Raw genomic sequence first — 22,547 nt, 5'->3', positions numbered from 1 at the left:
GGTGCTGCCCGCCGCCACGTCATCACTCCCTGAGATGGACCTGAAAGAACACGGAACGGGCCCGCACGAAGCCCCGCGGACCCGGCGGCGCCAAAGAGCGGCGCCCGCCCGCGACCCGGCCGTAGGCGAAGCATGGCAACGGCCGCGGCGGGCGCAGAAGCGGCCGCGCCGACAGGTCAGCCGGGTTGATCAATAGTCGGCTAGGGCGAAAAGCCCGTTAGTCGGGTAGAAGCAGGAGCGGGTGGAGCGGGGCGGGCGGGAAACGGGGAGGCGGGGCGGTCAGGGCCGGCCCCGGCCGACCAGCTCCTTGAGGACGTCCGCCATCGTCACCAGGCCGACCCCGCGCCCGCCGGCGTCCACGACCGCCGCCAGGTGCGCACGCGCGGCCCGCATCGCGGTGAGCGCGTCGTCGAGCGGCGTGGCGGCCGCAAGCCGGGGGATACGGCGCAGCGCCGACCGCGGCAGCGGCTCGTCGCGCTCCTCGGCGTCCAGGGCGTCCTTGACGTGGAGGTAGCCCAGCACCCGCCCGTCGTCGTCGGCGACCGGGAAACGGGACAGGCCCGTTCGGGCGCCCAGCGCCTCCAACTCCTCCGCGGTGACCCCCAGCCGGACCCGTACCACCTGCTCCGCCGGCAGGACGACCTCGCCGACCGGCCGCCGGCCCAGCTCCAGCGCGTCCCGCAGCCGCTCGGCGGCCCGCTCGTCCAGCAGCCCGGCCGCCCCCGCGTCCACCACCATCCGGGACAGCTCCTCGTCGGAGAAGACCGCGGCGATCTCGCTGCGCGGCTCCACCCGCACCAGGCGCAGTCCGGCGTTGGCCAGCGCGTTGATCGCGAAGATCAGCGGGCGCAGCGCCCGGGTCAGGGCGACCAGCGGCGGCCCCAGCAGCAGCGCGGAGCGCACCGGGTCGGCCAGCGCGACGTTCTTCGGCACCATCTCGCCGAAGAGCATGTGCAGATAGGTCGCCACCGCCAGCGCGATCACGAACGACACCGGGTGCACCGCGCCGTCCGGCACGTGCGCCGCGTGGAACAGCGGCTCCAGCAGGTGCGTGATCGCCGGCTCGGCCACGATGCCCAGCACCAGGGTGCAGGCGGTGACGCCCAGCTGGGCGGCGGCCAGCAGCGGCGAGACGTGCTCCAGGCCCCACAGCACCCGCCGCGCCCGGCGGTCGCCCTCCTCGGCGCGCGGCTCGACCTGGTCGCGGCGCACCGAGATCAGGGAGAACTCGGCGCCGACGAAGTAGGCGTTCGCCACGATGGTGAGCAGGCCCACCACCAGCTGGACGGCGGTCACCGGGCCGGCCCGCCCGGGTCGTCCTCCGGCGCGCTCGGCGGGGAGACCAGCCGGGTGCGGGCCGCCCGCCGCCCGCTCGCGTCGGTCACCTCGATCCGCCAGCCCTCCACCTCGACGGTGTCGCCGCGCCGCGGAATCCGCCCGAGCCGGTGCGCGACCAGACCGGCGAGCGTCTCGTACGGGCCGTCCGGCGCGTGCAGCCCGATCCGCTCCAGCCGGTCCTCGGTGCGGGCGGCGCCGTCCGCGTCATAGGTACGGCGGCCGAGCGGGTCCTCGCGCAGCAGGCGCAGCTCGGGCGCCTCGAACGGGTCGTGCTCGTCGCGCACCTCGCCGACGACCTCCTCCACGATGTCCTCCAGCGTCGCGACGCCCGCGGTGCCGCCGTACTCGTCGATCACCACCGCCATCGAGCGGCGGCTGCTGAACCGGTCGAGCAGCCGGTCCACGGCGAGGGAGTGCGGCACCAGCAGCGGTTCGCGCAGCAGGTCGGTCACCGGCACCCGGGCCCTGCGCTCGCCCGGTACGGCCAGCACGTCCTTGATGTGCACGGTGCCGACGACCGTGTCGAGGGTGCCGCGGTAGACCGGGAAGCGGGACAGGCCGGTGGCGCGGGTGGCGTTCGCGACGTCCTCGGCGGTGGCGCGCGCCTCCAGCGCGGTGACCTGGACCCGGGGGGTCATCACGTTCTGCGCGGTCAGGTCGGCCAGGCCGATGGTGCGGACGAACAGCTCCGCGGTGTCCTGCTCCAGCGCGCCCGCCTTCGCCGAGTGCCGGGCCAGCGCGCGCAGCTCCTGCGGGCCGCGCGCCGAGGCCAGCTCCTCGGCCGGCTCCAGGCCGAAACGGCGCAGCACCCGGTTCGCGGTGTTGTTCAGGTGCCGGATCAGCGGGCCGAACGCGGTGCTGAACGCCCGCTGCGGGCCCGCCACCGTCTTCACCACCTCCAGCGGGCGCGAGATCGCCCAGTTCTTCGGGATCAGCTCGCCGATGACCATCAGCGCCACCGTCGACAACGCCGTGCCCAGCACCAGGGCGAGGGACGCCGCGGCCGACGCCGGCAGGCCCGCCGCCCGCAGCGGGCCGCGCAGCAGCTTCGCCACCGACGACTCGGCGAGCATCCCGATCACCAGGCCCGTCACGGTGATCCCGAGCTGCGCGCCCGACAGCTGCACCGTCAGCGACCGCACCGCCGCCAGCGCCGTCCCCGCCCCGCGCTCCCCGCCCGCCGCCGCCCGCTCCAGCTCCCCCCGCTCCACCGTCGTCAACGAGAACTCCGCCGCGACGAACCCCCCGCACACGAACGTCAGCAGCACCGCCACCGCCACCAGCACCGTCTCCGTCATCCCACCACCTCGCCCCCATGATCACCCCCACCCCCACCCCTCCGCACCCCCGCCGCCCCGGGAAACGGCCGAGCAATCTGCCGAGCGAATGGGGGCGCGACGAGCCGTCCACCGGCTCCGGGGAGTGGCTGAGCACATTGGGGGCGCGGGGAACTGCGCGGCCAGCTGTCCACCGGGGTCGGGTCCGGGTCTCACAGGACGGGGCACCCCGGGCGGCAGGGTGGGCCGGGGGAAGGGCTAGCGCAACTGTTTGGTCCACCTCCGCCACCGCTCCTCCGGAAGATACCCACTCGCACGCCAGGCGTACTGAGCCCGCTCGTTGGCGACGAGGACCATCGCGTCACCGCGCCGCCCCCCGACCGAAAGGAACCGCTCCTCCGCGGCGGCCAGGAGCGCCCGGGCAACCCCCTGCCTGCGGGCGTCCGGGTGAACGGCCAGCCGGTACAGGTGGCACCGCCACCCGTCGAACCCGGCGATGACCGAGCCGACCAGCACCCCGTCCCGCTCGGCGAGCAGCAGCGCCTCCGAGTCGCGCGTGACCAGCCCGACCACCCCCGCCTCGTCGTCGCTGATGCTGGTCCCCTCCGCGGCGACCCGCCAGAACGCCAGCACCGCGCTCGCGTCGGCCGCGCCGGCCGGCCGTATCCGAAGATCGTTCATCCCCCCACCCAAGCAGCCGCTCCCCCGTGAGCCCCCACCATTTCCGCCATGCGAGACGCGGCACCGGCCCAGCGCGGTCTTGCCGCTACTAGCGCCCCGGCGCTAGCGTGGACGCATGGCGAAAACCCAGTTGAACGTGCGGGTGGACGAAGCCACCGCGGAGACGGCGCGGGAACGCGCCTCGCAGCGCGGCATCAGCGTGAACCGCTACATCGAGGAGCTCGTCCGCCAGGACGAGGGGGAGAAGGGCCGGGCGTTCGTCGAGGCCGCGGCCGACTTCATGAAGCGCTACGAAGCCGTCTTCGACGAGGAGTTCGACGCCGCCCCCCGCACCGGAGAAGGCGCCCGTTGACCCTGCGGATCGACCTCGCGTGGCTGCTGATGGTCGCCGAGCACAACACACCGGGGGACCCGCAGGTCACCGACTGGGGCGCGCTGGTGGCCGCCGTGAGCCGGCACGGCGCCGAGATATTCGGCCGCCCCGTGTACGACGACGAGCACCTGCGGGCCGCCGCGCTCCTCCAACTGCTGATGCACATCCCGGCCCTAGAACGCTCCAACGCGCTGTTCGCCACCGCCGTCGCCTACGCCTACCTCGTCGCGGAGGGGCTGAAGGTCACCACGTCACCGGAACGCGTCCGCGACCTGGCCCGCCTGATCAAGGACGGCGGGGTCGGCGTGGAAGGCATCGCGGCCGAACTGCGCGCCTGGACGCGCTGACGCCACCCGCACCGTACCCGGACCCTACCGCCGTAGCCGTAGCCGTAGCCCTGCGTACCCCTACCCCTGCGTGACCGGCTGCGGCGGGCCGTACACCCGCGCGAAGGCGGCCTGGTCCCAGACCCCGCCGAGCTGCGGGGCGAGCCAGTCGCGCGCCGCGGTGCGGAAGTCTGCCGGGGACAGGGCCGCCGCGCCCTGCGGCAGCGCCCCGAGCAGCGGCGCGCCCGCCGACTCCGGCAGGTCCGCGACGTTGCAGCGCTCGGCCAGCCCCGGTTCGGCCGCCCAGCTGCCGATGATCACCCCGAGGCAGCTCACCCGGCGCGCCCGCAGCGCCTCCGCGGTGAGCGCCGTCGCGTTCAGGGTGCCCAGCGCCGCCGGTGCGACCAGCAGCACGCCCGCGTGCATCAGCGCCGCCGCGTCCGCGAGCGTGGAGCCCTGCTCGTCGTAGCGGACCAGCAGGCCCCCGGCGCCCTCCACCAGCACCACGTCATGGACGGCGGACAGCTTCGCCGCGGCCTCCGCGATCTCCGCCGGGGTGATCGGCGCCCGGCCCGAGCGGCGCGCCGCCGTCGCGGGGGCCAGCGGCTCCGGGTAGCGCGCCAGCTCCACCGCCGTCACCTCGCCGGCCAGCCGCGCCACCTCCGCGGCGTCCCCCGGCTCACCCTCCGCGACGCCGGTCTGCGCCGGCTTGAGCACCGCCACGCTCAGCCCCTGCGCCAGGGTCGCGGCCGCGACCGCGGCCGTCGCCACCGTCTTGCCCACCTCGGTGCCGGTCCCGGTCACCACAACGATCGCCATGCCTGCAACTCCCCTCGGAAAGCCCCAGCATGCACGCCCACCCCCCGCCCCGCACAAACCGGGGTCTCCCGTCGGCGTCGGCCGCGGGCGGCCGCCGGACCGGTCGCGGCCGCGCTCCGGACCGTTGATTTTCCGTCAACTTGCCGGGCCGGCCCGTCCTCGGGCGTTATCTCACCGGTTTTTAAGGTCCCTTTCATTCTTCTTGACCAGAGTCCCCAGGGTTCCCTCCCCCAACGAGACGCCTCACGCGTCCCTAGGGCTCCCAAGGACTCCCAACGATAAGGAGCGGTCAATGGCCGACAGCGAGAACGCCCCGACCGAAGGCACCCAGGTGCACGCCGACAGCCGGCGAGGGTTCATGCGCAGGGCGTTCGCCGCCGGCGGTGTGGCGGCCTTCGCCACCATGGGGGCCACGGCCGCGAAGGCGTTCGCGGACGACGCGACGCCCACCGCCACCCCGACGGACAGCCCGACCGCCACGCCCACCGCGACCGGTGCCCCGGGAGGCCCCGGCGCGGGCGGCGGGGGCGTCGGCAGCCAGACGATCACCGAGGACTTCTTCGGCCTGACCACCGACGGCAGCCTCGTCCGGGACCTGTTCACCGTCCACTCCCAGCACGTCGCCACCGCCCCGGTGATCGCCGCGGCGGAGAAGTTCCTCGCCGCCCTCGCCGACGACCAGAAGTCCGCCACGCAGTTCGGCATCCACTCCACCGAGTGGCGGCTGTGGAGCAACCTCGACCCGGGCGGGTTCAAGCGGCAGGGCGTCTCGCTGGCGGACCTGACGGACGACCAGAACGCCCTGGGCACCGCCCTGCTGCGGGCGGCGCTGAGCGCGGACGGCCTGGAGACCACGGAGAACATCCGCCGGATCAACCTGGCCGCGGGCACCCTGGTCGGCAACAGCGACACCTTCAACGACGTGCTCTACTACTGGACGGTGATGGGCACGCCCTCGGCGACCGAGCCGTGGGGCTTCCAGTTCGACGGGCACCACCTGGTCGTCAACTACTTCGTCCTCGGGGACCAGGTGGTGATGAGCCCCTGCTTCTGGGGCACCGAGCCGACCTCGCTGGAGATCGACGGCGAGACCGTCAGCGTCTGCACGCAGGAGCTCGAGGCGAGCCTGGCGTTCGCCCAGTCGCTGACCGCGGCGCAGCAGAAGGTCGCCGTCATCTCGTCCAGCAAGGCGGACGAGGACATGAAGGCGGGCGCCTTCGCGGACAACGCCGTCGAGGCGTACGCCGGCATCCGGGCGACCGAACTGACCCCCGCGCAGCAGGAGAAGCTCCTGGCGGTGGTCGAGGTCTTCGTCGCACGCGGCAAGGCGGACCTGGCGAAGGCGAAGATGGCCGAGATCCGCGGCCACCTCGCCGACACCCGGGCCGCCTGGATCGGCGGCACGGGCGACGACGACCCGTTCTACCTGCGCGTGCACAGCCCCGTGCTGTGGATCGAGGTCGACTGCCAGGCCGCGGGCCCGCTCGGCGGTGCCTACGGCAAGACCCGGGCCGACGGCCCCACCCAGCAGCACGTCCACTCCGTGGTCCGCACGCCGAACGGCAACGACTACGGCCGCGATCTGCTGCGCCAGCACTACCTGACCTCGCCCCACCACCAGTAGCCCCGCCGCCGGTTACCCCGCCGCCCGGCCGCCGCTGCGGTGCCGCACACCGGAGCGGCGGCCGGGCGGTCAGGCAGGCGGTCAGGCGGCGGTGGCCGCGGCGACGACGGCCGCGGAGATACGGGCGATGTCGTCCGGGCCGGTGACGTAGGGGGGCATGGTGTAGACGAGGTCGCGGAAGGGCCGCAGCCAGACGCCGGCGGCGACCGCGGCGCGGGTGGCCGCGTCCATGTCGACGGGGTGGTCGAGCTGGACCACGCCGATCGCGCCGAGCACGCGGACGTCGCGCACGCCGGGCAGCGCGGCCGCGGGGGCGAGCCCTTCGCGCAGCCCGGCCTCGATCCGCTTCACCTCGGTCGCCCAGTCCTGGTCGAGCAGCACGTCCAGGGAGGCGTTCGCGACGGCCGCGGCGAACGGGTTGCCCATGAAGGTCGGGCCGTGGGCGAGCACCGGCACCTCGCCGCGCGAGATCCCCTCGGCCACCCGCGAGGTGCACAGGGCCGCGGCCAGGGAGACGTACCCGCCGGTGAGGGCCTTGCCGACGCACATCACGTCGGGCGCGACGCCCGCGTGGTCGGCGGCGAACAGCCGCCCGGTGCGGCCGAACCCGGTGGCGATCTCGTCGAACACCAGCAGCACGTCGTGCGCGTCGCACGCCTCCCGCAGCACCCGCAGGTAGCCGGGGGAGTGGAAGGCCATCCCGCCCGCGCCCTGCACCACCGGCTCCACCACGACCGCGGCGAGCTCGTCCGCGTGGCGGCCGATCAGGTCGTGCAGGTGGGCGGTGTACGCCTCGGACGGCTCCGCGTCGAATCCTGGCGGCGGGGCGTCCGCGAAGACCTGCTCCTGTAGCACACCGGACCATAGATGGTGCATACCGCCATCCGGGTCGCATACCGACATCGGCTGCCAGGTGTCGCCGTGGTACCCGCCGCGCCACGTCAGCAGCCGCCGCTTGCCCGGCCGCCCGAGCGAACGCCAGTACTGAAGGCACATCTTGAGGGCCACCTCGACCGACACCGAACCGGAGTCCGCGAGGAAGACGTGCCGCAGCGGCTCCGGGGTGATCTCCACCAGCCGCGTAGCCAGCCGCACCGCCGGCTCGTGGGTGAGCCCGCCGAACATCACATGGCTCATCCGGTCCACCTGGGCGTGGGCGGCCTCGTCGAGCACCGGGTGCCGGTAGCCGTGGATCGCCGCCCACCACGACGACATGCCGTCCACGAGTTCGGTACGGCCCTGCGCGGGCGCGGCCAGCCGCAGCCGCACCCCCGACGCCGACGCGACCACCAGCGGTTCCTGGCGGCCGGGCATCGGGCCGTACGGGTGCCAGACGTGCCGCCGGTCCAGGTCCAGCAGCACGTCCACGGGCAGCGGTTCAGGCATTGGGCGGCAGGTCCGTCCCCGCGCCCCGGCGGCGTACGGCGACCAGGTCCGTACGGGCGCCGGCACCTGACGGGGCATCAGCGGAAGCTGAAGCCGAAGCCGAAGCCGAAGCCGAAGCCGAAGCCGCGGCCGCCGCCACCGGTTCCGGCGCGCCGTGCTCGCAGGTGCCGCACGCCGAGTCGTGGCCGCCGCAGCCCGCACCGGCCGCCTCGCCGGCCGGCTGCTCGGAGCGCCGGTGCGCCGGCAGCGTCGTGGTGTCCGCGCCCTCCACCTCGAAGCCCGCGTCCGCGATCATGTCGAGGTCGGCCTGCCCGGCCTGCCCCTCGCTCGTCAGGTAGTCCCCGAGGAAGATCGAGTTGACCAGGTGCAGCGCGAGCGGCTGCATGCTGCGCAGGTGCACCTCGCGCCCGCCGGCCAGCCGCACCTCCACGTCCGGGCAGACGAACCGCACCATCGCCAGGATGCGCAGGCACCGCTGCGGGGTGAGGTTCCACTCCTTGGCCAGCGGGGTGCCCTCGAACGGGATCAGGAAGTTGACCGGCACCGAGTCCGGGTCCAGCGCCCGCAGCGAGAACACCACGTCCACCAGGTCCGCGTCGCTCTCGCCCATCCCCGCGATCAGCCCGGAGCACGCCGACAGCCCCGCCGCCTGCGCCTGCCGCACCGTGTCGACCCGGTCGGCGTAGGTGTGCGTGGTGGTGATGTCCGCGTAGGTGCCCTCGGAGGTGTTGAGGTTGTGGTTGTACGCGTCCGCGCCCGCGGCCCGCAGCCGCTCGGCCTGGTCGCCGGAGAGCAGCCCGAGGCACGCGCACACCTCCACGCCCTCGTTGCCCTCCTTGATCGCCTCGATGGTCTTCGAGACCCGGTCCACGTCCCGGTCGGTCGGGCCGCGCCCGCTGGCCACCAGGCACACCCGCTTCGCGCCGCCGGACACCCCCGCCGTGGCCGCCGCGACCGCCTCGTCGGGCCGCAGCCAGGTGTACTTCAGGATGTCGGCCTTCGAGCCCAGCCGCTGCGAGCAGTACGAGCAGTCCTCCGGGCACAGGCCGGACTTGAGGTTCACCAGGTAGTTGAGCTTGACCCGGCGGCCGAACCACTTGCGGCGCACCCGGCCCGCGGCCGCCACCACGTCGAGCAGTTCGTCGTCGGAGGTCGCGAGTACCGCGAGCGCCTCGTCCCGCGTCGGCGACTCGCGCCGCAGACCCTTGTCCACCAGTGCCGTCAGCAGATCCATGCCCGCAATCCTCGCCTACGGCGGCGGGCCCGGCCAATGGCGCGCCGCACAACATCGGCGCGCTGGTATGTGTGCATCACCACACCCGGTACGGGCCCGGTCACCGAGTACGTTGCTGGCGTGGACAGCAGATCAGCGCAGCACGAACGGCCGGGCGGGCAGCCCGGCGACGGCTCCGGCGGGCGCCCCGGCGGCGCGCCCGAAGCCCTCCCCGACGGCGGCCCCGGCCCCGTGCCCGAGGTCCTGCCCGGCGGCCCGTTCGGCTGGCTCACCGCCCAGGACCGGCTGCGCCGCGCCGCCGGGCTGCGCCGCGAACTGCGCCCCCGCGCCGCGGAGTCGGCACTGCTGGACCTGGCCGGCAACGACTACCTCGGCCTGACCCGCCACCCGGAGGTGGTCCGGGCCGGCGCCGGCGCCTGCCTGACCTGGGGCGCGGGCGCCACCGGCTCCCGCCTGGTCACCGGCAGCACCGCGCTGCACGCCGAACTCGAGGCGGAGATCGCCGCGTTCACCGGTTTCGAGGCCGCCCTGGTCTTCGCCTCCGGCTACGCCGCCAACCTCGCGGCCGTCACCGCGCTCACCGGCCCCGGCACGCTGCTGGTCTCCGACGCCGCCAACCACGCCTCGCTGATCGACGGGTGCCGGCTGTCCAAGGCCGGTACCGAAGTGGTCGCGCACGCCGACCCCCAGGCCGTGCGCAAGGCGCTCAGCGGCGCCCGAGCGCCCGGGCAGGACGGTGCGGCCGGGGCGGCCGCGCCCGGCGGCCCCGCGCTCGTCGCCAGCGACGCGGTGTTCTCCGTCGACGGCGACGCGGCCCCGCTGGCCGAACTCGCCGCGGCCTGCCGGGCGTACGGCGCGGCGCTGCTGCTCGACGACGCCCACGGCCTGGGCGTCATGGGCGAGGGCGGCCGCGGCAGCGCGCACCGGGCCGGACTCGCCGGCGCGCCCGACGTGGTGTGCACCGCGACCCTGTCGAAGTCCTTCGGCGCCCAGGGCGGGGTGGTGCTCGGCCCGGCCGCGGTGATCGAGCACCTCGTCAACGCGGCGCGGACGTTCATCTTCGACACCGGTCTGGCGCCGGCCGCCGCGGGCGCCGCGCTGGCGGCGCTGCGGCTGCTGCGCCGCGAGCCCGAACGGGCCGGCCGGGCCCGGCAGGTGGCCCGGGACTTCCACCGGCTGCTCACCGCGCGCGGTCTGGAGGCCACCGCGCCCGACGCGTGCGTGGTCTCCGTGCGCGCGCCTTCGCCCGACAGCGCGTTGGCGTGGGCGGCGCGCTGCCGGGACGAGGGCCTGGCGGTCGGCTGCTTCCGCCCGCCGTCCGTGCCGGACGGGGTCTCCCGGCTGCGGCTGACCGCGCGCTGCGACCTGACCGGCCCGCAGGTACAGCACGCGGTCGAGGTCATCGCCCGGACCGCTCCGCGCTGAGCAGGCTCCCCGCCGCCAGGTCGCGGACGAAGTCGCGCCACGCCTGCGGGGCGAAGAGCAGCGCCGGGCCCGCGACGTCCTTGGAGTCGCGGACGGCGGTCACCCCCGAGGGCAGTCGGGCGGCCTCGACGCAGTTGTTCGCCGCGGTGCTGTGGCTGCTGCGGCGCCAACGGGCGCCGGTCAGCGTCTGGCTGGAGGAAATGAAACGGGGCAGCGTGGTCATGAGAACTCCTTATGGATGCGGTTGATCATCTCAGCCGAATCCTCCTTGTGCAGAGAACGGCCACTCAATCGGGCGAACGCTGCTCCGTACGCCGCGATGTCCTCTTTCCGATCGACGTAGAGACTACTCGTCAAATGGTCGACAACAACCACGTCCAGATCGGCAATGCGCGGATATGAGAAGATGACGAAAGAATTTGTCACACCCTGGTGTCCGCCCGCGGTGAACGGGAGGATCTGAAGGCGCACCTGCGGCAGCTCCATCGCCTCGTGCAGCCGCAGCAGTTGTCCGGCCATCACCTCCGGGCCGCCCACCTCGCGGCGCAGCACCGACTCGTCGAGCACCGCCCACAGCTCCAGCGGCCGGTCCTGGCGCAGGACGGCCTGTCTGGCTATCCGTACGTCGACGAGCGCGTCCACCTCGCGTTCGCTCAGGTGCGGCATCACGTCGCGGGTCAGCGCGCGGGCGTAGGCGGGGGTCTGGAGCAGGCCCGGCACCACGCTGTTCTCCATCGAGCGGGCCCGGCACGCGCCGGTCTCCAGGGTGATGAAGTCCCGGTACTCCGTGGGCAGGACGTCGCGGAAGTCGTGCCACCAGCCGCGCTGGTAGCCGCGGCCGGCCAGGGTCCCCAGCAGGTCGCGCAGGTCGCGGTCGTGCACCGCGTACACGTCCAGCAGCACTTGGACGTCCTCGGGGCGGACGCTGCTCCGGCCGGTCTCGATCCGGCTGACCTTGGACTGGTGCCAGCCGGCGAGCCGGGCGGCCTCCTCGCTGGTCAGACCGGTCAGATCGCGCAGTCGGCGCAGTTCCTCGCCGAGCCGGCGCCGGCGTACGGCCGGGACTCGTTCCATGTGTTTCGCGCCTCCTGGGCTGAAGTCGTGCGGTCGTCGGTGGCCATCGTGCACGCGTGCCGTGCGTCGCGAACAGCGCGATACGACAGTGTGCCGACCAAATGCGTTCTCACGTAGCAGAGTTCACCGTTTTGAGCGACAGATATATGCATTAGGTGCTCGCGGCCTCGTATTGGCGGCACGATGGATGACACTCTGGCGCGAATCAGCCGCATCCGGACCTGGCCGTACGAATCCCGTGCGGACCGGTGCCCGGACCCGGCGGGAAAGGGAACAGCGTCACCATGGCTGACCTTCAGGAAGCATCCGTCACCCTGCCGAGTGACCCCGCGTCGGTCGCTGCGGCCCGGGCCTACGTGTGCGCACGGCTCGCCGAGTGGGGGCTGCCGCCCGACGCGCCGACCCTGGACTCCGTACGGCTGGCCGTCTCCGAACTCGCCACCAACGCGGTGCTGCACACCTCGGGCCTTTCGCCCAACTTCACGGTGGACATCCGGCTGGAGTGCGGCGAGCACTTGCACGTCGGGGTCACCGACTCCCACCCGCGCTGGCCGCAGCGCCTGCCCGGCGCCGTCCAGCAGGACAACGGCCGCGGCATGGCCATCGTCCGCCACCTCATCGCCGAGTCCGGCGGCCGCCTGCGCATCACCCCCACCTGCGACGGCGGCAAAACCGTCTGGTTCACCCTCCCCTGGTCCGTCCGCGTCCCCTGACCCCGCCCCTCACCCAGCGGCCGGCCGCTCGCCGGGCAGCAGCAGCGCCTCGGCGCCGACCGGGGCGAACCCCGCGGCCAGATGGGCCCGCAGGCTCGCCGCGTTACCCGGCGCGATCTGCGCCCACACCGGCCCGCCGGCCGGCACCAGATGGCGCGCGGCCAGCGCCAGCGCCCGCCCCAACCCCCGCCCCCGCCCGCCCGGTTCGACCTCCACAGCCGACTCCCACCGCCCGGCGACGCCGCGCCCGAGCACCAGAACCCCGCCGGGCGCGGCCCACACGCGCACCTCGTCGCGGTGGGCCGCCGCATCCGCGGCAAAGGGGTGCGAGCGGGCGTCGGCCGCACGCAGGGCGACGCGCGGTGGCGGGCCCGGCAGTGCGGAGGCGACGGTGAGGACGTCGGTGGTGCCGACCCGGCGGCCGGTGCGGGCCGCGAGGGCGCTGAGGAACGGCGGGCCGAGGGGCGCGGACAGGTCGCCCGGCGGCAGCAGGTCCCCGAGGTCCCCGCGGTAGCCGCCCGCCGGGGCGCCGGCGGGCACGGCCGCGTCGGCGAAGACCACGGTGTGCGCGGTGAACGCGATGACGCCGGCGTCCCGGGGTGAGGGCTGCGGCCAGAACGCCACGGTGCCGTCCGGCGGCGGGAAGCGGCCCTGCGCGGCATCCGCGAGCAAGCGGGCGAGTTCGGTGGGGCGGGGCATCCGCGCATTGTCGCAGCGGGGCGGCACGCGCGGGTGAGGGGGCGTCAACTTCGGGGGGTGGGGGCGCGCCTACGAACGGGTGAGGGTCGGACGGGGGCGGGGGACGGGGCGGCAGGCTACGGCCATGATCATGAACCGAGTCCGGTCGCTCGCCGCGGCCGGCGCGTTGACCCTGACCGCGGTGCTCGCCACGCAGACGTCCTCGGGGGCGGCGACGGCCGCGCCGAGCGCGGCGCCCGAAGCACCCGCGGCCGCGGCGGAGCTGTGCCCGGTCGTCCACGACCCGCTCTACGCCGCGGCCGACCGCAGCGTGGACGTGCACCGCATCGTGCCCGACCCGCCGGCGTACCGCACCAGCTGCGGGGAGCTGTACCGCGCCGACGGGCGCGCGCCGGCCGTCGTCTTCCACGACGGCTTCCACCCGAAGGCCCCGCAGGACGGGCAGTACGACCTGGCCGCCTACGTCGAGGTCAACCAGCCCTCGCCGTTCGTCAGCACCAGCTACGACCACGACCTGTACAAGCAGTGGAAGTCGGCCTACAACTACTACGTCGACGCCCCCGGCGGGATCGACGTCAACGCCACGATCGGCGACACCCACAAGTGGGCCGACCAGCACGAAGTGGCCTTCGCCGGCGGCATCGACCGCCGCTTCATCGTGGGTGCCTGCCCGGTGGACAAGGCGACCAAGAGCGAGATCCTCGCCGACTGCGTCCGCAACCCGTACTACGTGCCCTGGCGGCTGGTCCCCGCGCCCGAGCCGCAGGGCCCGGAGCTGGTCCCGGTGGGCTGAGCCGGGCGCTGCCCCCGGCCCGTACCGCCCCGTCCGTACCGCCCCGCCGGGCTGGTACGGGCGGGGCGGGTCACGTGACGCGGCCGTACCAGACGGCCCGGGACCAGATGTGCTCCAGGCGGACGCTGGCGCCGGTCTTGGGTGCGTGCCAGATGTTCCCGGCGCCGGCGTAGATACCGACGTGGTAGACGGACGCCCCCGAGCTGCCGGTGTGGAAGAAGACGAGGTCGCCGGCGCGGCGGGAGTGCGCCGCGATGTGGGTGGTGCGGTTGTACTGCGCCGCGGCGGTGCGCGGCAGCTTCTTGCCGGCGCGCTTGAAGGAGTACTGCGTCAGCCCCGAGCAGTCGAAGCGGTAGGGCCCGGTGGCGCCCCACTGGTAGGGCGCGCCCTTCTTCGAGGCGGCGATGCTGAGCGCTTTCGCGGCCAGTGTGGCGGCGTCCGCGCGCTGGGCGGTGCCCGGCAGGAGGGCGGGGACGGAGACGGCGGCCGCGGTGAGCAGGGAGGCGGCGCCGAGCCGGGAGAGCCGGGAAGCGGCCGGCCGGAAGCAGCTGCGGTTGGGCGTACACATGCGCAACCCTTCGTCATCAGCCTGCGAAGGATGACCTGTCGGGTTCGGGCTGGCGAAGATGCCCGGCCGCATGCGGCGGCTTCACCCCAAGGCCGGCTGTGCCCCCACCGGGAAGGGCGGGCGCGAAGCGGCCGTCGTGCTGGGTCCTCCGCTCCTGCCGTTGCACTCGTGTCGACCTGGCATCCGCGCGTCGGCAGGACTGGGCATCCGCACGGACCGCCCCGCCACGGCGGCGGGGGCTTGTCGTCACCACGGATCGTTACGCATACGACACGGCCGCGCCGGGACAGAAACGCAGAGTGTGACATTCGTCACTGTGCGTACATGCGGGTGAAGTGGACCGCCCCGGCGCCGCCCGCGCCCCGGCGCCGTACCGGCTGAACTGGGCGGACCGTGCCGAGCGCCGGGGTGGTCCAGCCGACACGCGCAATCGCGCGGCCTTCTGCCAGGGCGGTTCCCGCTACGCCGACGGGTGGACGCGGCGAGGCCGCCGTGTCGGGCAACCCGGTGACGGGCCGTGAGGTGCGCACCGCCCGCTCAGGGGCGGATGGGACCGTCCGGGCCGCCCGGGTCGGCGGCGGGGGCCGCGGCGACCGTGACCCGCGCGGCCCGCCGCTCCCCGTCCAGCACCCGCAGCGCCCGCCCGAGCGTGGCGTGGTGCAGTGCGGTCTCACCGCGCAGGTGCATCACCGTGAGCGCGTCGCGCAGCGCCACCGCCCGCCCGACGAGCGCCTGCGCGGCCCGCAGCGCCACCGCCCGCCCGACGAGCGCCTGCGCGGCCCGCAGCGCGGTGTACGTGTCGGTGGTGCGCGAGGGGTTGATCCGGCCCAGCAGGTCGACCAGTTCGAGGTAGCAGTCGACGAGTTCGCCCTCGGAGCGGGTGAGGGCGGGCAGCGGCGGGGGTTCGGGCGACACGGCGGCCTACCGCGCCCCGGTGCCGCGCGCGCCGCCCGCGCCCGGGCCCGTACCGGTCTTGCGGCTGGTGGTGACCACGTCCACCAGCCCGTACGCCACCGCCGCCGGCGCGTCGAAGATCGTGTCGCGCTCCAGGTCCGCTGCCACCTTCTCGGCCGGCTGCCCGGTGTGCCGCACCAGCAGCGCCTCCAGCCGCTCCCGGGTGCGCAGCAGCTCCTTCGCCTGGATCTCCAGGTCCGAGACGTCGCCCTGCACCACGTCGCCCAGGGACGGCTGGTGGATGAGGACCCGGGCACCCGGTGTGATCATCCGCTTGCCGGGGGCGCCCGCCGCCAGCAGCACCGACGCCGCCGACGCGGCCTGCCCGATGCATACCGTCGCCACGTCGCAGGTGACGAACTGCATCGTGTCGTAGATGGCGGTCATCGCGGAGAACGAGCCGCCGGGGGAGTTGATGTAGATGCTGATGTCCAGGTCGGGGGAGGCGCTCTCCAGGTGGACCAGCTGCGCCATCACGTCGTTGGCGGAGGTGTCGTCGATCGGCGTGCCCAGGAAGACGATCCGCTCCTGGAGCAGCTTGGAGTAGGGGTCCATGGTGCGGACGCCGTTGCTGCTGCGCTCGGTGAACTCGGGCAGGACGTAGCGCGCCGTGGGTGTCGGGCGGTCGGTCATCGCACACCTCCGTCAGGTCAAAATGTACAGGACGTACATCTCGTTATGATGGTGAGCATGACCCATGACGTCCCGGTGACACAAGCGCGCGCCCAGCTCGCCGAACTGATCAACCGCGTGGTGTACGGCGGTGAGCAGGTGGTGCTGACCCGGCACGGCAAGCCGCTGGTCGGCCTGGTCTCCGCCGCTGACCTGCAACGACTGCGGGAACTCGACGAACGGGCCGACGACGAGGTGATCAGCACGGTCTCCACGGTGGGCGGCCGCGCGTCCGCCACGGGCGAACGCCGCCGGTTCGGCATCGCCGCCGAGCACCGCGGCCCGCAACCCGGAGACCACCGCCCGTAACAGGCGTTAACGTATCCGTAACCGCGCCGACGTACTCTCACCACCCCGAGGACAGTGAGGTGCGGCTGTGCGGTTGACCCCCCATGAGCAGGAGCGGCTGCTGATCCATGTGGCCGCGGACGTGGCCGAACGGCGGCGCGCCCGCGGGGTGCGGCTCAACCACCCCGAGGCGGTGGCGCTGATCACCGCGCACATCCTCGAAGGGGCGCGCGACGGGCGCGGGGTGGCGGAGCTGATGGCCTCCGGGCGCGGCGTGCTCAGCCGCGCGGAGGTCATGGACGGCATCCCGGAGATGATCCCCGAGGTGCAGGTCGAGGCGACCTTCCCCGACGGCACCAAGCTCGTCACCGTCCACCAGCCGATCGTCTGAGGGCGGTGACCACGGTGATTCCCGGAGAGGTCCTGCCCGCCGACGGCGGGGTGCCGATCAACGCCGGCCGCCCGGTGACCCGGCTGACCGTGCTCAACGAAGCGGACCGGCCGGTGCAGGTCGGTTCGCACTACCACTTCGCCGAGGCCAACCCGGGGCTGCGGTTCGACCGCGCCGCCGCGTACGGCCTGCGGCTGAACATCGCGGCGGGTACCGCCGTGCGCTTCGAGCCGGGCATCCCGGCCGAGGTGGAGCTGGTGCCGATCGGCGGGCAGCGGGTCGTCGCGGGGCTGCGCGGGCAGACCGCCGGTCCGCTGGACGGCGCCGGCCCCACAGAGAAGGGAGCCACCGGTGCCTGAGCTGTCCCGGGCCGTATACGCCGACCTCTACGGGCCCACCACCGGCGACCGTATCCGGCTGGCCGACACCGACCTGCTCATCGAGGTCGAACGCGACCTCGCCGGCGGGCCCGGCACCGCGGGCGACGAGGCCGTCTTCGGCGGCGGCAAGGTGATCCGCGAGTCCATGGGCCAGGGCCGGGCCACCCGCGCCGAAGGCGCCCCCGACACGGTGATCACCGGCGCGGTGGTGCTGGACCACTGGGGCGTGGTCAAGGCCGACATCGGCATCCGCGACGGCCGGATCACCGCGCTGGGCAAGGCCGGCAACCCCGAGACGATGGACGGCGTCCACCCCGACCTCGTCATCGGCCCCGACACCGAGATCATCGCGGGCAACGGCGCGATCCTGACCGCCGGGACCATCGACGCGCACGTCCACTTCATCTCGCCGACCCTCGTCGACCAGGCCCTCGCCTCCGGGGTGACCACCCTCGTCGGCGGCGGCACCGGCCCGGCCGAGGGCACCAAGGCGACCACGATCACCCCCGGCGGCTGGCACCTGGCGCGGATGTTCGCCGCGCTGGAGGCGTACCCGGTGAACATCGGGCTGCTCGGCAAGGGCAACACCGTCAACGAGCCCGCCATGCACCGCCAACTGCAAGGCGGCGCCGTCGGGTTCAAGATCCACGAGGACTGGGGCGCGACCCCCGCCGCGATCGACGCGTGCCTGCGGGTGTGCGAGCGCAGCGGCGCCCAACTCGCCATCCACACCGACACGCTGAACGAGGCCGGGTTCGTGGAGGACACCCTCGCCGCGATCGCCGGACGCGGGGTGCACGCCTACCACACCGAGGGCGCCGGCGGCGGCCACGCACCCGACATCATCACCGTCGTCTCGCAGCCCCACATCCTGCCGTCCTCCACCAACCCCACGCGCCCGCACACCGTCAACACCGTCGAGGAGCACCTCGACATGCTGATGGTCTGCCACCACCTCAACCCCGCCGTCCCGGAGGACCTCGCCTTCGCCGAGTCCCGCATCCGGCCCACCACCATCGCCGCCGAGGACGTGCTGCACGACCTGGGCGCCATCAGCATCATCAGCTCCGACTCCCAGGCGATGGGCCGCATCGGCGAGATCGCCACCCGCACCTGGCAGACCGCACACGTCATGAAGCGCCGCCGCGGCGCCCTGCCCGGCGACGGCCCCGCCGACAACCACCGGGCCCGCCGCTACGTCGCCAAGTACACGATCAACCCCGCCGTCGCCCAGGGCCTCGACGCGGAGATCGGCTCCGTGGAGCCCGGCAAGCTCGCCGACCTGGTGCTGTGGCGGCCCGCCTTCTTCGGCGTCAAGCCCGACCTGGTCATCAAGGGCGGGCAGATCGCGTACGCCCAGATGGGCGACGCCAACGCCTCCATCCCCACACCCCAACCGGTGCTGCCCCGGCCGATGTTCGGCGCCGTCGGCGCCGCGCCCGCCGCGAACTCGGTCAACTTCGTGAACCAGGCCGCCATCGACGACGCGCTGCCCGAACGGCTCGGCCTGGCCAAGCAGTTCACCGCGACCGGCAGCACCCGCGCCGTCACCAAGGCCGACATGCGGGAGAACGACGCGCTGCCGCGGGTCGAGGTCGACGCCGACACCTTCACCGTGCGGATCGACGGCGAGGTGGTCGAACCCGCACCCGCCGCCGAACTTCCCATGGCTCAGCGGTACTTCCTTTTCTGAGGCATGATGGCGAACGAACGCGCCAGCCATGTGCCCGGCACGCGGGCCGCGCTCCTGCTGCTCACCGACGGCCGCTTCCCGGCCGGCGGCCACGCCCACTCCGGCGGCGTCGAGGCCGCCGTGGCCGACGGCAGGGTGCGCGACCCCGGCAGTCTCGCGGAGTTCTGCCGCGGCCGGCTGCACACCACAGGACAGGTCGCCGCCGCACTGGCCGCGGCGGCGACCGCCGGGGCCGACCCGCTCGGCCTCGACGAGGCCGCCGACGCCCGCACCCCGTCCGCGGCCCTGCGCGCGGCCTCCCGGCGGCTGGGCCGCCAACTCCTGCGCGCCGCACGGGCGGTGTGGCCGGCGCCCGCGCTCGACGCGCTCGCCGCGGCCCGGCCGCGCGGCGCCCACCAGGCCGTCGTGCTCGGCGTCACCGCCGCCGCGGCCGGCCTGCCGCCCGCCGACGCGGCCCACGCGGGCGCCTACGACAGCGTGAGCACCCCGGCGTTCGCCGCCGTACGGCTGCTCGGCCTCGACCCCTTCCACGCGGCCGCCGTCCTGGGCCGCCTCGCCCCCGAGGTCGACTCCGTCGCGGCCGCCGCCACCGCGGCCGCCGAACGCGCCTGCCGCGAAGGGCCGGACACTCTCCCCGCGCCCTGCGCGCCCCTGATCGACCTCGACGCGGAGGCCCACGCGGCCTGGCCCGTCCGGCTCTTCGCGTCATGACCCGCACCAGCGAGAAAGCGAGTGGTTGACCATGCACCTGGACCATCCCGAGGTGTTCCCCCAGCGGTACACGTCGTCCGCGCAGGCCGGCGGGCGCGCCCTGCGGATCGGGTTCGGGGGACCGGTGGGATCGGGGAAGACCGCGACGGTGGCGGCGCTGTGCCGGACACTGCGGGACTCCCTGGCGATCGGCGTGGTCACCAACGACATCTACACCCGGGAGGACGCCGACTTCCTGCTGCGCGAGGCGGTGCTGCCGCCGGAGCACATCGTGGCGGTGGAGACCGGCGCGTGCCCGCACACCGCGATCAGGGACGACATCTCGGCGAACCTGGAGGCGGTGGAGGAACTGGAGGAGTCGGTCGGCCCGCTGGACCTGGTGCTGGTGGAGTCCGGCGGGGACAACCTGACGGCGACCTTCTCCCGCGGCCTGGTGGACGCGCAGGTGTTCGTGATCGACGTCGCCGGCGGCGACGACATCCCCCGCAAGGGCGGCCCCGGGGTGACCACGGCCGACCTGCTGGTGGTCAACAAGACGGACCTGGCCCCCTACGTCGGCGCGGACCTGCGGCGGATGGCCGTCGACGCGGAGGCCCAACGCGGCCCGCTGCCGGTGCTGTTCACCTCGGTCCGGCAGCCCGGCGGGGTGGACCCGGTCGCCCGGTGGGTCGGTGAGCGCCTCGCGGCCTGGACGGCGGTCCGCGCATGAGCGCACCCGCGGCGGCGGTGGACGGCGCGCGCGGCGTGGCGGCCGTCGCCCGGATACGGGCCGCGCCCGACGGCCGCGGCGGCACCGCACTGCCGCTGCTGGCCGGGGACGGACCGCTGGCGCTGCGCAGGACCGGGCCGGCCGGCAGCGAGGCGCGGGTGACCGTGGTCGGCGCGATGACCGCGCCGCTCGGCGGGGACCGGCTGCGGATCGAGGCCGAGGCGGCGCCCGGCGCCCGGCTGACCGTCGGCGCGTCGGCGGCCACCGTGTCGCTGCCCGGCCGCGGCGGCGAACAGGCCACGTACGACGTGCGGTTGACCGTCGGCGCCGGAGCCGTACTGCGGTGGCTGCCCGAACCGCTGATCGCCGCCCGCGGCAGCGACCTCAAGGCCGCCACCCGGGCCGAACTCGCCCCCGGCGCCCGGCTGGTGCTGCGCGAGGAGCAGATCCTCGGCCGCTACGGCGAACCGGCCGGACGCCTGTCCAGCCGCCTCACCGTACGGCTGGACGGGCGCCCGCTGCTGGACCAGGAACTCTCCTTCGGCCCCGGCGCCACCCCCGGCTGGGCCGGGCCCGCCGTCCTCGGCGGCCACGGCGCCGTCGGCCAACTCCTGCTGGTGGCACCGGACCTGGCCGGCCAGGCGGCCGAACGCGCCGACGTGCCCCCCGCCTCCGGCCGCGCCGCCCTGACCCCGCTGGCCGGCCCCGCGCTGCTCGTCACCGCGCTCGCCCCCGACGGGCGGATGCTGCGCCGGCTGCTCGACGGCTACCTGCGGCGGTTCGGGGCCGAGTAGCCGCCGATCAGTCCGCGGCCGCCGCGATCGCCTCCGTGCGGGGCGCGGCGATCCGCACGTAGTCCTTGGTGCTCAGCGCCAGCGACCGGTCCAGGCGGGCGGCGTTGAAGTACAGCTCGTCATGGACCAGCAGCGCCGGGTCGACGACGAGTTCGAGCTTCTCGTCGAAGGAGAACGGCAGCACCGTGCCGCTCACGCTCCCCGCCAGCCGCTCGGCGATGTCCCGCGACGCGAACGACACATACGTGCCCGACAGCAGCCCCTTCACCGCCGCCAGGTCCACCCGGCGGTCGCCGGGCACCACGGCCAGCACGTAACGGGTCACCTTTTTGCCGACCTTGACCATCACCACGATGCACTTGGCCGCCTGCGCCAGGGAGTTGCCGCGCAGCGCGCTCACCAGCTCGGTGGCGCCCTGCGGTGCGTGGTCCAGGACGCGGTAGGCGGCGCCCTGCCCGTCCAGCAGCGCGATCAGCCGGTCGTACGTCTCGTACGTCCCGGACATCCCGTGCGCCTCGTGTGTGCCGGGCGCGCCCTGCTCCTGCCGCCCCTGCGTGTCCTGCTCGCTCATGCCCCGCTCGCTCACTGTGCCGGTGCTGCTGCCTGGTCGACTCCTGCCGGGTACGGCGCCGTTGCCGCTCACGGCGCGCCGGGTGCGAACACGGCCGCGAACGCCGCCCGGGTGGGGGAGTCCCCGCGCCGGTCCAGCACCGCGAAGACCGCCTCGTCCACCAGGGGCGCGAACCGCCCGCCCGGACCGAGCAGCGCCGCGAAGGCACCCGCGACCACGGCCGGGTCGTTGCGGAACACCCCGCACCCCCACGCGCCGAGCACCAGCCGCCGGTAGCCGTGCGCGGCGGCCACCTCCAGGACGCGTTCGGCGCGCACCGCCAGCGCCGGCCCGACCTCCGGTACCCGCTCGGGCATCGTACGCGCGATCACGGCCGCGTTCGGCGCCGGGGAGGTGAGGAAACCGGCGAGGAAGGGACGCGCGAGCAGCGCGCCGGAGTCGGCGCGGAAGACCGGCACGGCGGGGGAGTGGATGACGCGGTCGCTGTAGAAGGTGTCGCGGTCCGCGCGGTGGTGGGCGTAGAACTGCGGGGCGCGCAGCAGGCAGGAGTACAGCGCCGAGGCGCGGCACAGCGCCTCCTCCTGCGCCTGGGCGCCGTTGAGGTAGCCGCCGCCGGGGTTGCGGGCCGAGGCGAAGTTGAGCACCGCGACCGGGCCGCCGCCCGCCGCGGCCAGCCGGCCGGCCGCCGCGGTGCTGCTCTCCGCGGTGACGGTGCAGCGCGCACCCGGACCGCCCGCGACCGCGCCCCGCTCCTCGACCGGCACCTCGACCGGCCCGGGCCCGTACACCGCCGTGCCGTCCGCCGCCCGCGCCACCAGCTCGGCCAGCTCCACCCGGCGGCCGTCCGGCCCGGTGTAGCCGCCCTCGGCCACGATCCGCTCGTTCTCGCGGGCGATGTTCCGCAGACGTGCACTCATGGACCCGCACGCTACGGTCAACTCCCCGGCCAGCGCGATCGGTTATCGGCGGCGCCGGCGGGCGGCAGCGGCCGCGGGCGTGCCGTGCCGTCACCTTGCGGCGGCCGGAAGACGCGATATATCGTGAACCTGGTTCC

Annotated in this window: 27 protein-coding genes; 13 read left to right on the top strand and 14 right to left on the bottom strand. The window is 74.5% G+C overall.

Annotated elements, in window-relative coordinates; translation table 11 throughout:
• Positions 1-279: 279 nt before the first annotated feature.
• The 3 genes from WA788_RS06305 to WA788_RS06295 form a co-directional block, all read right to left on the bottom strand.
• On the bottom strand, positions 280-1,296 hold the full coding sequence (locus tag WA788_RS06305; RefSeq protein ID WP_335972366.1) for a hemolysin family protein: 1,017 nt from the start codon (positions 1,294-1,296) through the stop codon (positions 280-282).
• On the bottom strand, positions 1,293-2,636 hold the full coding sequence (locus WA788_RS06300) for a hemolysin family protein (RefSeq protein WP_335972365.1): 1,344 nt from the start codon (positions 2,634-2,636) through the stop codon (positions 1,293-1,295). The genes WA788_RS06305 and WA788_RS06300 overlap by 4 nt, the downstream gene beginning before the upstream one ends.
• 237 nt (positions 2,637-2,873) lie before the next feature.
• On the bottom strand, positions 2,874-3,296 hold the full coding sequence (locus WA788_RS06295) for a GNAT family N-acetyltransferase (RefSeq protein ID WP_335972364.1): 423 nt from the start codon (positions 3,294-3,296) through the stop codon (positions 2,874-2,876).
• A 115-nt stretch (positions 3,297-3,411) separates the two neighbouring features.
• Between WA788_RS06295 and WA788_RS06290 the strand changes: the two genes are divergently transcribed.
• The gene (locus WA788_RS06290) at positions 3,412-3,648 is read left to right on the top strand and encodes an antitoxin (protein ID WP_335972363.1); all 237 of its coding nucleotides are present in this window, start codon (positions 3,412-3,414) and stop codon (positions 3,646-3,648) included.
• A complete protein-coding gene (locus WA788_RS06285; protein ID WP_335972362.1) occupies positions 3,645-4,016 on the top strand; it encodes a fic family toxin-antitoxin system, toxin component in 372 nt (123 codons plus the stop codon). Before WA788_RS06290 ends, WA788_RS06285 begins: the two co-directional genes overlap by 4 nt.
• A gap of 60 nt (positions 4,017-4,076) precedes the next feature.
• On the opposite strand, the gene bioD is transcribed toward WA788_RS06285, so the two are convergent.
• On the bottom strand, positions 4,077-4,814 hold the full coding sequence (bioD, locus tag WA788_RS06280) for a dethiobiotin synthase (protein ID WP_335972361.1): 738 nt from the start codon (positions 4,812-4,814) through the stop codon (positions 4,077-4,079).
• A gap of 292 nt (positions 4,815-5,106) precedes the next feature.
• Here bioD and WA788_RS06275 point away from each other — a divergent pair, with 292 nt between their 5' ends.
• Positions 5,107-6,438 carry a DUF3500 domain-containing protein gene (locus tag WA788_RS06275; RefSeq protein WP_335972360.1) on the top strand — a complete coding sequence of 444 codons (1,332 nt, stop codon included), beginning with the start codon at positions 5,107-5,109 and terminating at the stop codon, positions 6,436-6,438.
• A gap of 81 nt (positions 6,439-6,519) precedes the next feature.
• Here WA788_RS06275 and WA788_RS06270 read toward each other — a convergent pair whose 3' ends face one another.
• Together WA788_RS06270 and bioB are read right to left on the bottom strand one after the other, a co-directional pair.
• Positions 6,520-7,824: an adenosylmethionine--8-amino-7-oxononanoate transaminase gene (locus WA788_RS06270; RefSeq protein WP_335972359.1), complete on the bottom strand. Its 1,305-nt coding sequence runs from the start codon at positions 7,822-7,824 to the stop codon at positions 6,520-6,522.
• A complete protein-coding gene (bioB, locus tag WA788_RS06265; RefSeq protein WP_335972358.1) occupies positions 7,817-9,058 on the bottom strand; it encodes a biotin synthase BioB in 1,242 nt (413 codons plus the stop codon). Before bioB ends, WA788_RS06270 begins: the two co-directional genes overlap by 8 nt.
• 243 nt (positions 9,059-9,301) lie before the next feature.
• Here bioB and WA788_RS06260 point away from each other — a divergent pair, with 243 nt between their 5' ends.
• The gene (locus WA788_RS06260; RefSeq protein ID WP_335973012.1) at positions 9,302-10,483 is read left to right on the top strand and encodes an 8-amino-7-oxononanoate synthase; all 1,182 of its coding nucleotides are present in this window, start codon (positions 9,302-9,304) and stop codon (positions 10,481-10,483) included.
• Here WA788_RS06260 and WA788_RS06255 read toward each other — a convergent pair.
• On the bottom strand, positions 10,458-10,706 hold the full coding sequence (locus WA788_RS06255; protein WP_335972357.1) for a DUF397 domain-containing protein: 249 nt from the start codon (positions 10,704-10,706) through the stop codon (positions 10,458-10,460). The two genes, WA788_RS06260 and WA788_RS06255, sit on opposite strands and share 26 nt — an antisense overlap.
• Positions 10,703-11,557, bottom strand: a complete 855-nt coding sequence (locus WA788_RS06250; protein ID WP_335972356.1) for a helix-turn-helix domain-containing protein — start codon at positions 11,555-11,557, stop codon at positions 10,703-10,705. Before WA788_RS06250 ends, WA788_RS06255 begins: the two co-directional genes overlap by 4 nt.
• Positions 11,558-11,841: 284 nt before the next feature.
• Between WA788_RS06250 and WA788_RS06245 the strand changes: the two genes are divergently transcribed.
• Positions 11,842-12,270: an ATP-binding protein gene (locus WA788_RS06245; protein ID WP_335972355.1), complete on the top strand. Its 429-nt coding sequence runs from the start codon at positions 11,842-11,844 to the stop codon at positions 12,268-12,270.
• A 9-nt stretch (positions 12,271-12,279) separates the two neighbouring features.
• Here WA788_RS06245 and WA788_RS06240 read toward each other — a convergent pair whose 3' ends face one another.
• On the bottom strand, positions 12,280-12,969 hold the full coding sequence (locus WA788_RS06240; RefSeq protein WP_335972354.1) for a GNAT family N-acetyltransferase: 690 nt from the start codon (positions 12,967-12,969) through the stop codon (positions 12,280-12,282).
• A 124-nt stretch (positions 12,970-13,093) separates the two neighbouring features.
• Here WA788_RS06240 and WA788_RS06235 point away from each other — a divergent pair, with 124 nt between their 5' ends.
• A complete protein-coding gene (locus WA788_RS06235; protein WP_335972353.1) occupies positions 13,094-13,762 on the top strand; it encodes an ADP-ribosyltransferase in 669 nt (222 codons plus the stop codon).
• A 70-nt stretch (positions 13,763-13,832) separates the two neighbouring features.
• Here WA788_RS06235 and WA788_RS06230 read toward each other — a convergent pair whose 3' ends face one another.
• The 3 genes from WA788_RS06230 to WA788_RS06220 form a co-directional block, all read right to left on the bottom strand.
• Positions 13,833-14,330 (bottom strand): C40 family peptidase, encoded by a 498-nt coding sequence (locus tag WA788_RS06230; protein ID WP_335972352.1) that lies wholly within the window; start codon positions 14,328-14,330, stop codon positions 13,833-13,835.
• Between the two features lie 537 nt (positions 14,331-14,867).
• Positions 14,868-15,245: a hypothetical protein gene (locus tag WA788_RS06225; protein ID WP_335972351.1), complete on the bottom strand. Its 378-nt coding sequence runs from the start codon at positions 15,243-15,245 to the stop codon at positions 14,868-14,870.
• Positions 15,246-15,251: 6 nt separating this feature from the next.
• Positions 15,252-15,917, bottom strand: a complete 666-nt coding sequence (locus WA788_RS06220) for an ATP-dependent Clp protease proteolytic subunit (RefSeq protein ID WP_335972350.1) — start codon at positions 15,915-15,917, stop codon at positions 15,252-15,254.
• A 57-nt stretch (positions 15,918-15,974) separates the two neighbouring features.
• Between WA788_RS06220 and WA788_RS06215 the strand changes: the two genes are divergently transcribed.
• The 7 genes from WA788_RS06215 to WA788_RS06185 all read left to right on the top strand — a co-directional run bounded on the left by WA788_RS06215 (position 15,975) and on the right by WA788_RS06185 (position 20,922).
• Positions 15,975-16,265, top strand: a complete 291-nt coding sequence (locus WA788_RS06215) for a type II toxin-antitoxin system Phd/YefM family antitoxin (protein WP_335972349.1) — start codon at positions 15,975-15,977, stop codon at positions 16,263-16,265.
• A 67-nt stretch (positions 16,266-16,332) separates the two neighbouring features.
• Positions 16,333-16,635 carry an urease subunit gamma gene (locus WA788_RS06210; RefSeq protein WP_335972348.1) on the top strand — a complete coding sequence of 101 codons (303 nt, stop codon included), beginning with the start codon at positions 16,333-16,335 and terminating at the stop codon, positions 16,633-16,635.
• Between the two features lie 14 nt (positions 16,636-16,649).
• Positions 16,650-16,994: an urease subunit beta gene (locus WA788_RS06205; protein ID WP_335973009.1), complete on the top strand. Its 345-nt coding sequence runs from the start codon at positions 16,650-16,652 to the stop codon at positions 16,992-16,994.
• Positions 16,987-18,708: an urease subunit alpha gene (locus tag WA788_RS06200; protein WP_335972347.1), complete on the top strand. Its 1,722-nt coding sequence runs from the start codon at positions 16,987-16,989 to the stop codon at positions 18,706-18,708. Before WA788_RS06205 ends, WA788_RS06200 begins: the two co-directional genes overlap by 8 nt.
• 6 nt (positions 18,709-18,714) lie before the next feature.
• Positions 18,715-19,419, top strand: coding sequence for an urease accessory protein UreF (locus WA788_RS06195; protein WP_335973004.1), 705 nt, complete (start codon positions 18,715-18,717; stop codon positions 19,417-19,419).
• Between the two features lie 31 nt (positions 19,420-19,450).
• Positions 19,451-20,128 (top strand): urease accessory protein UreG, encoded by a 678-nt coding sequence (ureG, locus tag WA788_RS06190; RefSeq protein WP_335973001.1) that lies wholly within the window; start codon positions 19,451-19,453, stop codon positions 20,126-20,128.
• Positions 20,125-20,922: an urease accessory protein UreD gene (locus tag WA788_RS06185; RefSeq protein ID WP_335972346.1), complete on the top strand. Its 798-nt coding sequence runs from the start codon at positions 20,125-20,127 to the stop codon at positions 20,920-20,922. The genes ureG and WA788_RS06185 overlap by 4 nt, the downstream gene beginning before the upstream one ends.
• A 7-nt stretch (positions 20,923-20,929) precedes the next feature.
• Here WA788_RS06185 and WA788_RS06180 read toward each other — a convergent pair whose 3' ends face one another.
• Both WA788_RS06180 and WA788_RS06175 read right to left on the bottom strand, forming a co-directional pair.
• Complete coding sequence (locus tag WA788_RS06180) at positions 20,930-21,427, bottom strand: YbaK/EbsC family protein (RefSeq protein WP_335973000.1); 498 nt, start codon at positions 21,425-21,427, stop codon at positions 20,930-20,932.
• A 134-nt stretch (positions 21,428-21,561) separates the two neighbouring features.
• On the bottom strand, positions 21,562-22,410 hold the full coding sequence (locus WA788_RS06175; RefSeq protein ID WP_335972345.1) for a TIGR02452 family protein: 849 nt from the start codon (positions 22,408-22,410) through the stop codon (positions 21,562-21,564).
• Positions 22,411-22,547: the final 137 nt, after the last annotated feature.

This window comes from Streptomyces sp. CA2R106 (genome assembly GCF_037034245.1).
Lineage (GTDB): Bacteria > Actinomycetota > Actinomycetes > Streptomycetales > Streptomycetaceae > Actinacidiphila.
This window is presented reverse-complemented; position numbering and strand designations above follow the sequence as displayed.

Bases quoted from the DNA above. Each gene is read 5' to 3' on its own strand.
- WA788_RS06300 (WP_335972365.1), bottom strand. From the start codon at position 2,636: ATGACGGAGACGGTGCTGGTGGCGGTGGCGGTGCTGCTGACGTTCGTG.
- WA788_RS06295 (WP_335972364.1), bottom strand. From the start codon at position 3,296: ATGAACGATCTTCGGATACGGCCGGCCGGCGCGGCCGACGCGAGCGCG.
- WA788_RS06290 (WP_335972363.1), top strand. From the start codon at position 3,412: ATGGCGAAAACCCAGTTGAACGTGCGGGTGGACGAAGCCACCGCGGAG.
- bioD (WP_335972361.1), bottom strand. From the start codon at position 4,814: ATGGCGATCGTTGTGGTGACCGGGACCGGCACCGAGGTGGGCAAGACG.
- WA788_RS06275 (WP_335972360.1), top strand. From the start codon at position 5,107: ATGGCCGACAGCGAGAACGCCCCGACCGAAGGCACCCAGGTGCACGCC.
- WA788_RS06270 (WP_335972359.1), bottom strand. From the start codon at position 7,824: ATGCCTGAACCGCTGCCCGTGGACGTGCTGCTGGACCTGGACCGGCGG.
- bioB (WP_335972358.1), bottom strand. From the start codon at position 9,058: ATGGATCTGCTGACGGCACTGGTGGACAAGGGTCTGCGGCGCGAGTCG.
- WA788_RS06255 (WP_335972357.1), bottom strand. From the start codon at position 10,706: ATGACCACGCTGCCCCGTTTCATTTCCTCCAGCCAGACGCTGACCGGC.
- WA788_RS06250 (WP_335972356.1), bottom strand. From the start codon at position 11,557: ATGGAACGAGTCCCGGCCGTACGCCGGCGCCGGCTCGGCGAGGAACTG.
- WA788_RS06245 (WP_335972355.1), top strand. From the start codon at position 11,842: ATGGCTGACCTTCAGGAAGCATCCGTCACCCTGCCGAGTGACCCCGCG.
- WA788_RS06240 (WP_335972354.1), bottom strand. From the start codon at position 12,969: ATGCCCCGCCCCACCGAACTCGCCCGCTTGCTCGCGGATGCCGCGCAG.
- WA788_RS06235 (WP_335972353.1), top strand. From the start codon at position 13,094: ATGATCATGAACCGAGTCCGGTCGCTCGCCGCGGCCGGCGCGTTGACC.
- WA788_RS06230 (WP_335972352.1), bottom strand. From the start codon at position 14,330: ATGTGTACGCCCAACCGCAGCTGCTTCCGGCCGGCCGCTTCCCGGCTC.
- WA788_RS06220 (WP_335972350.1), bottom strand. From the start codon at position 15,917: ATGACCGACCGCCCGACACCCACGGCGCGCTACGTCCTGCCCGAGTTC.
- WA788_RS06215 (WP_335972349.1), top strand. From the start codon at position 15,975: ATGACCCATGACGTCCCGGTGACACAAGCGCGCGCCCAGCTCGCCGAA.
- WA788_RS06195 (WP_335973004.1), top strand. From the start codon at position 18,715: ATGGCGAACGAACGCGCCAGCCATGTGCCCGGCACGCGGGCCGCGCTC.
- ureG (WP_335973001.1), top strand. From the start codon at position 19,451: ATGCACCTGGACCATCCCGAGGTGTTCCCCCAGCGGTACACGTCGTCC.
- WA788_RS06185 (WP_335972346.1), top strand. From the start codon at position 20,125: ATGAGCGCACCCGCGGCGGCGGTGGACGGCGCGCGCGGCGTGGCGGCC.
- WA788_RS06180 (WP_335973000.1), bottom strand. From the start codon at position 21,427: ATGTCCGGGACGTACGAGACGTACGACCGGCTGATCGCGCTGCTGGAC.
- WA788_RS06175 (WP_335972345.1), bottom strand. From the start codon at position 22,410: ATGAGTGCACGTCTGCGGAACATCGCCCGCGAGAACGAGCGGATCGTG.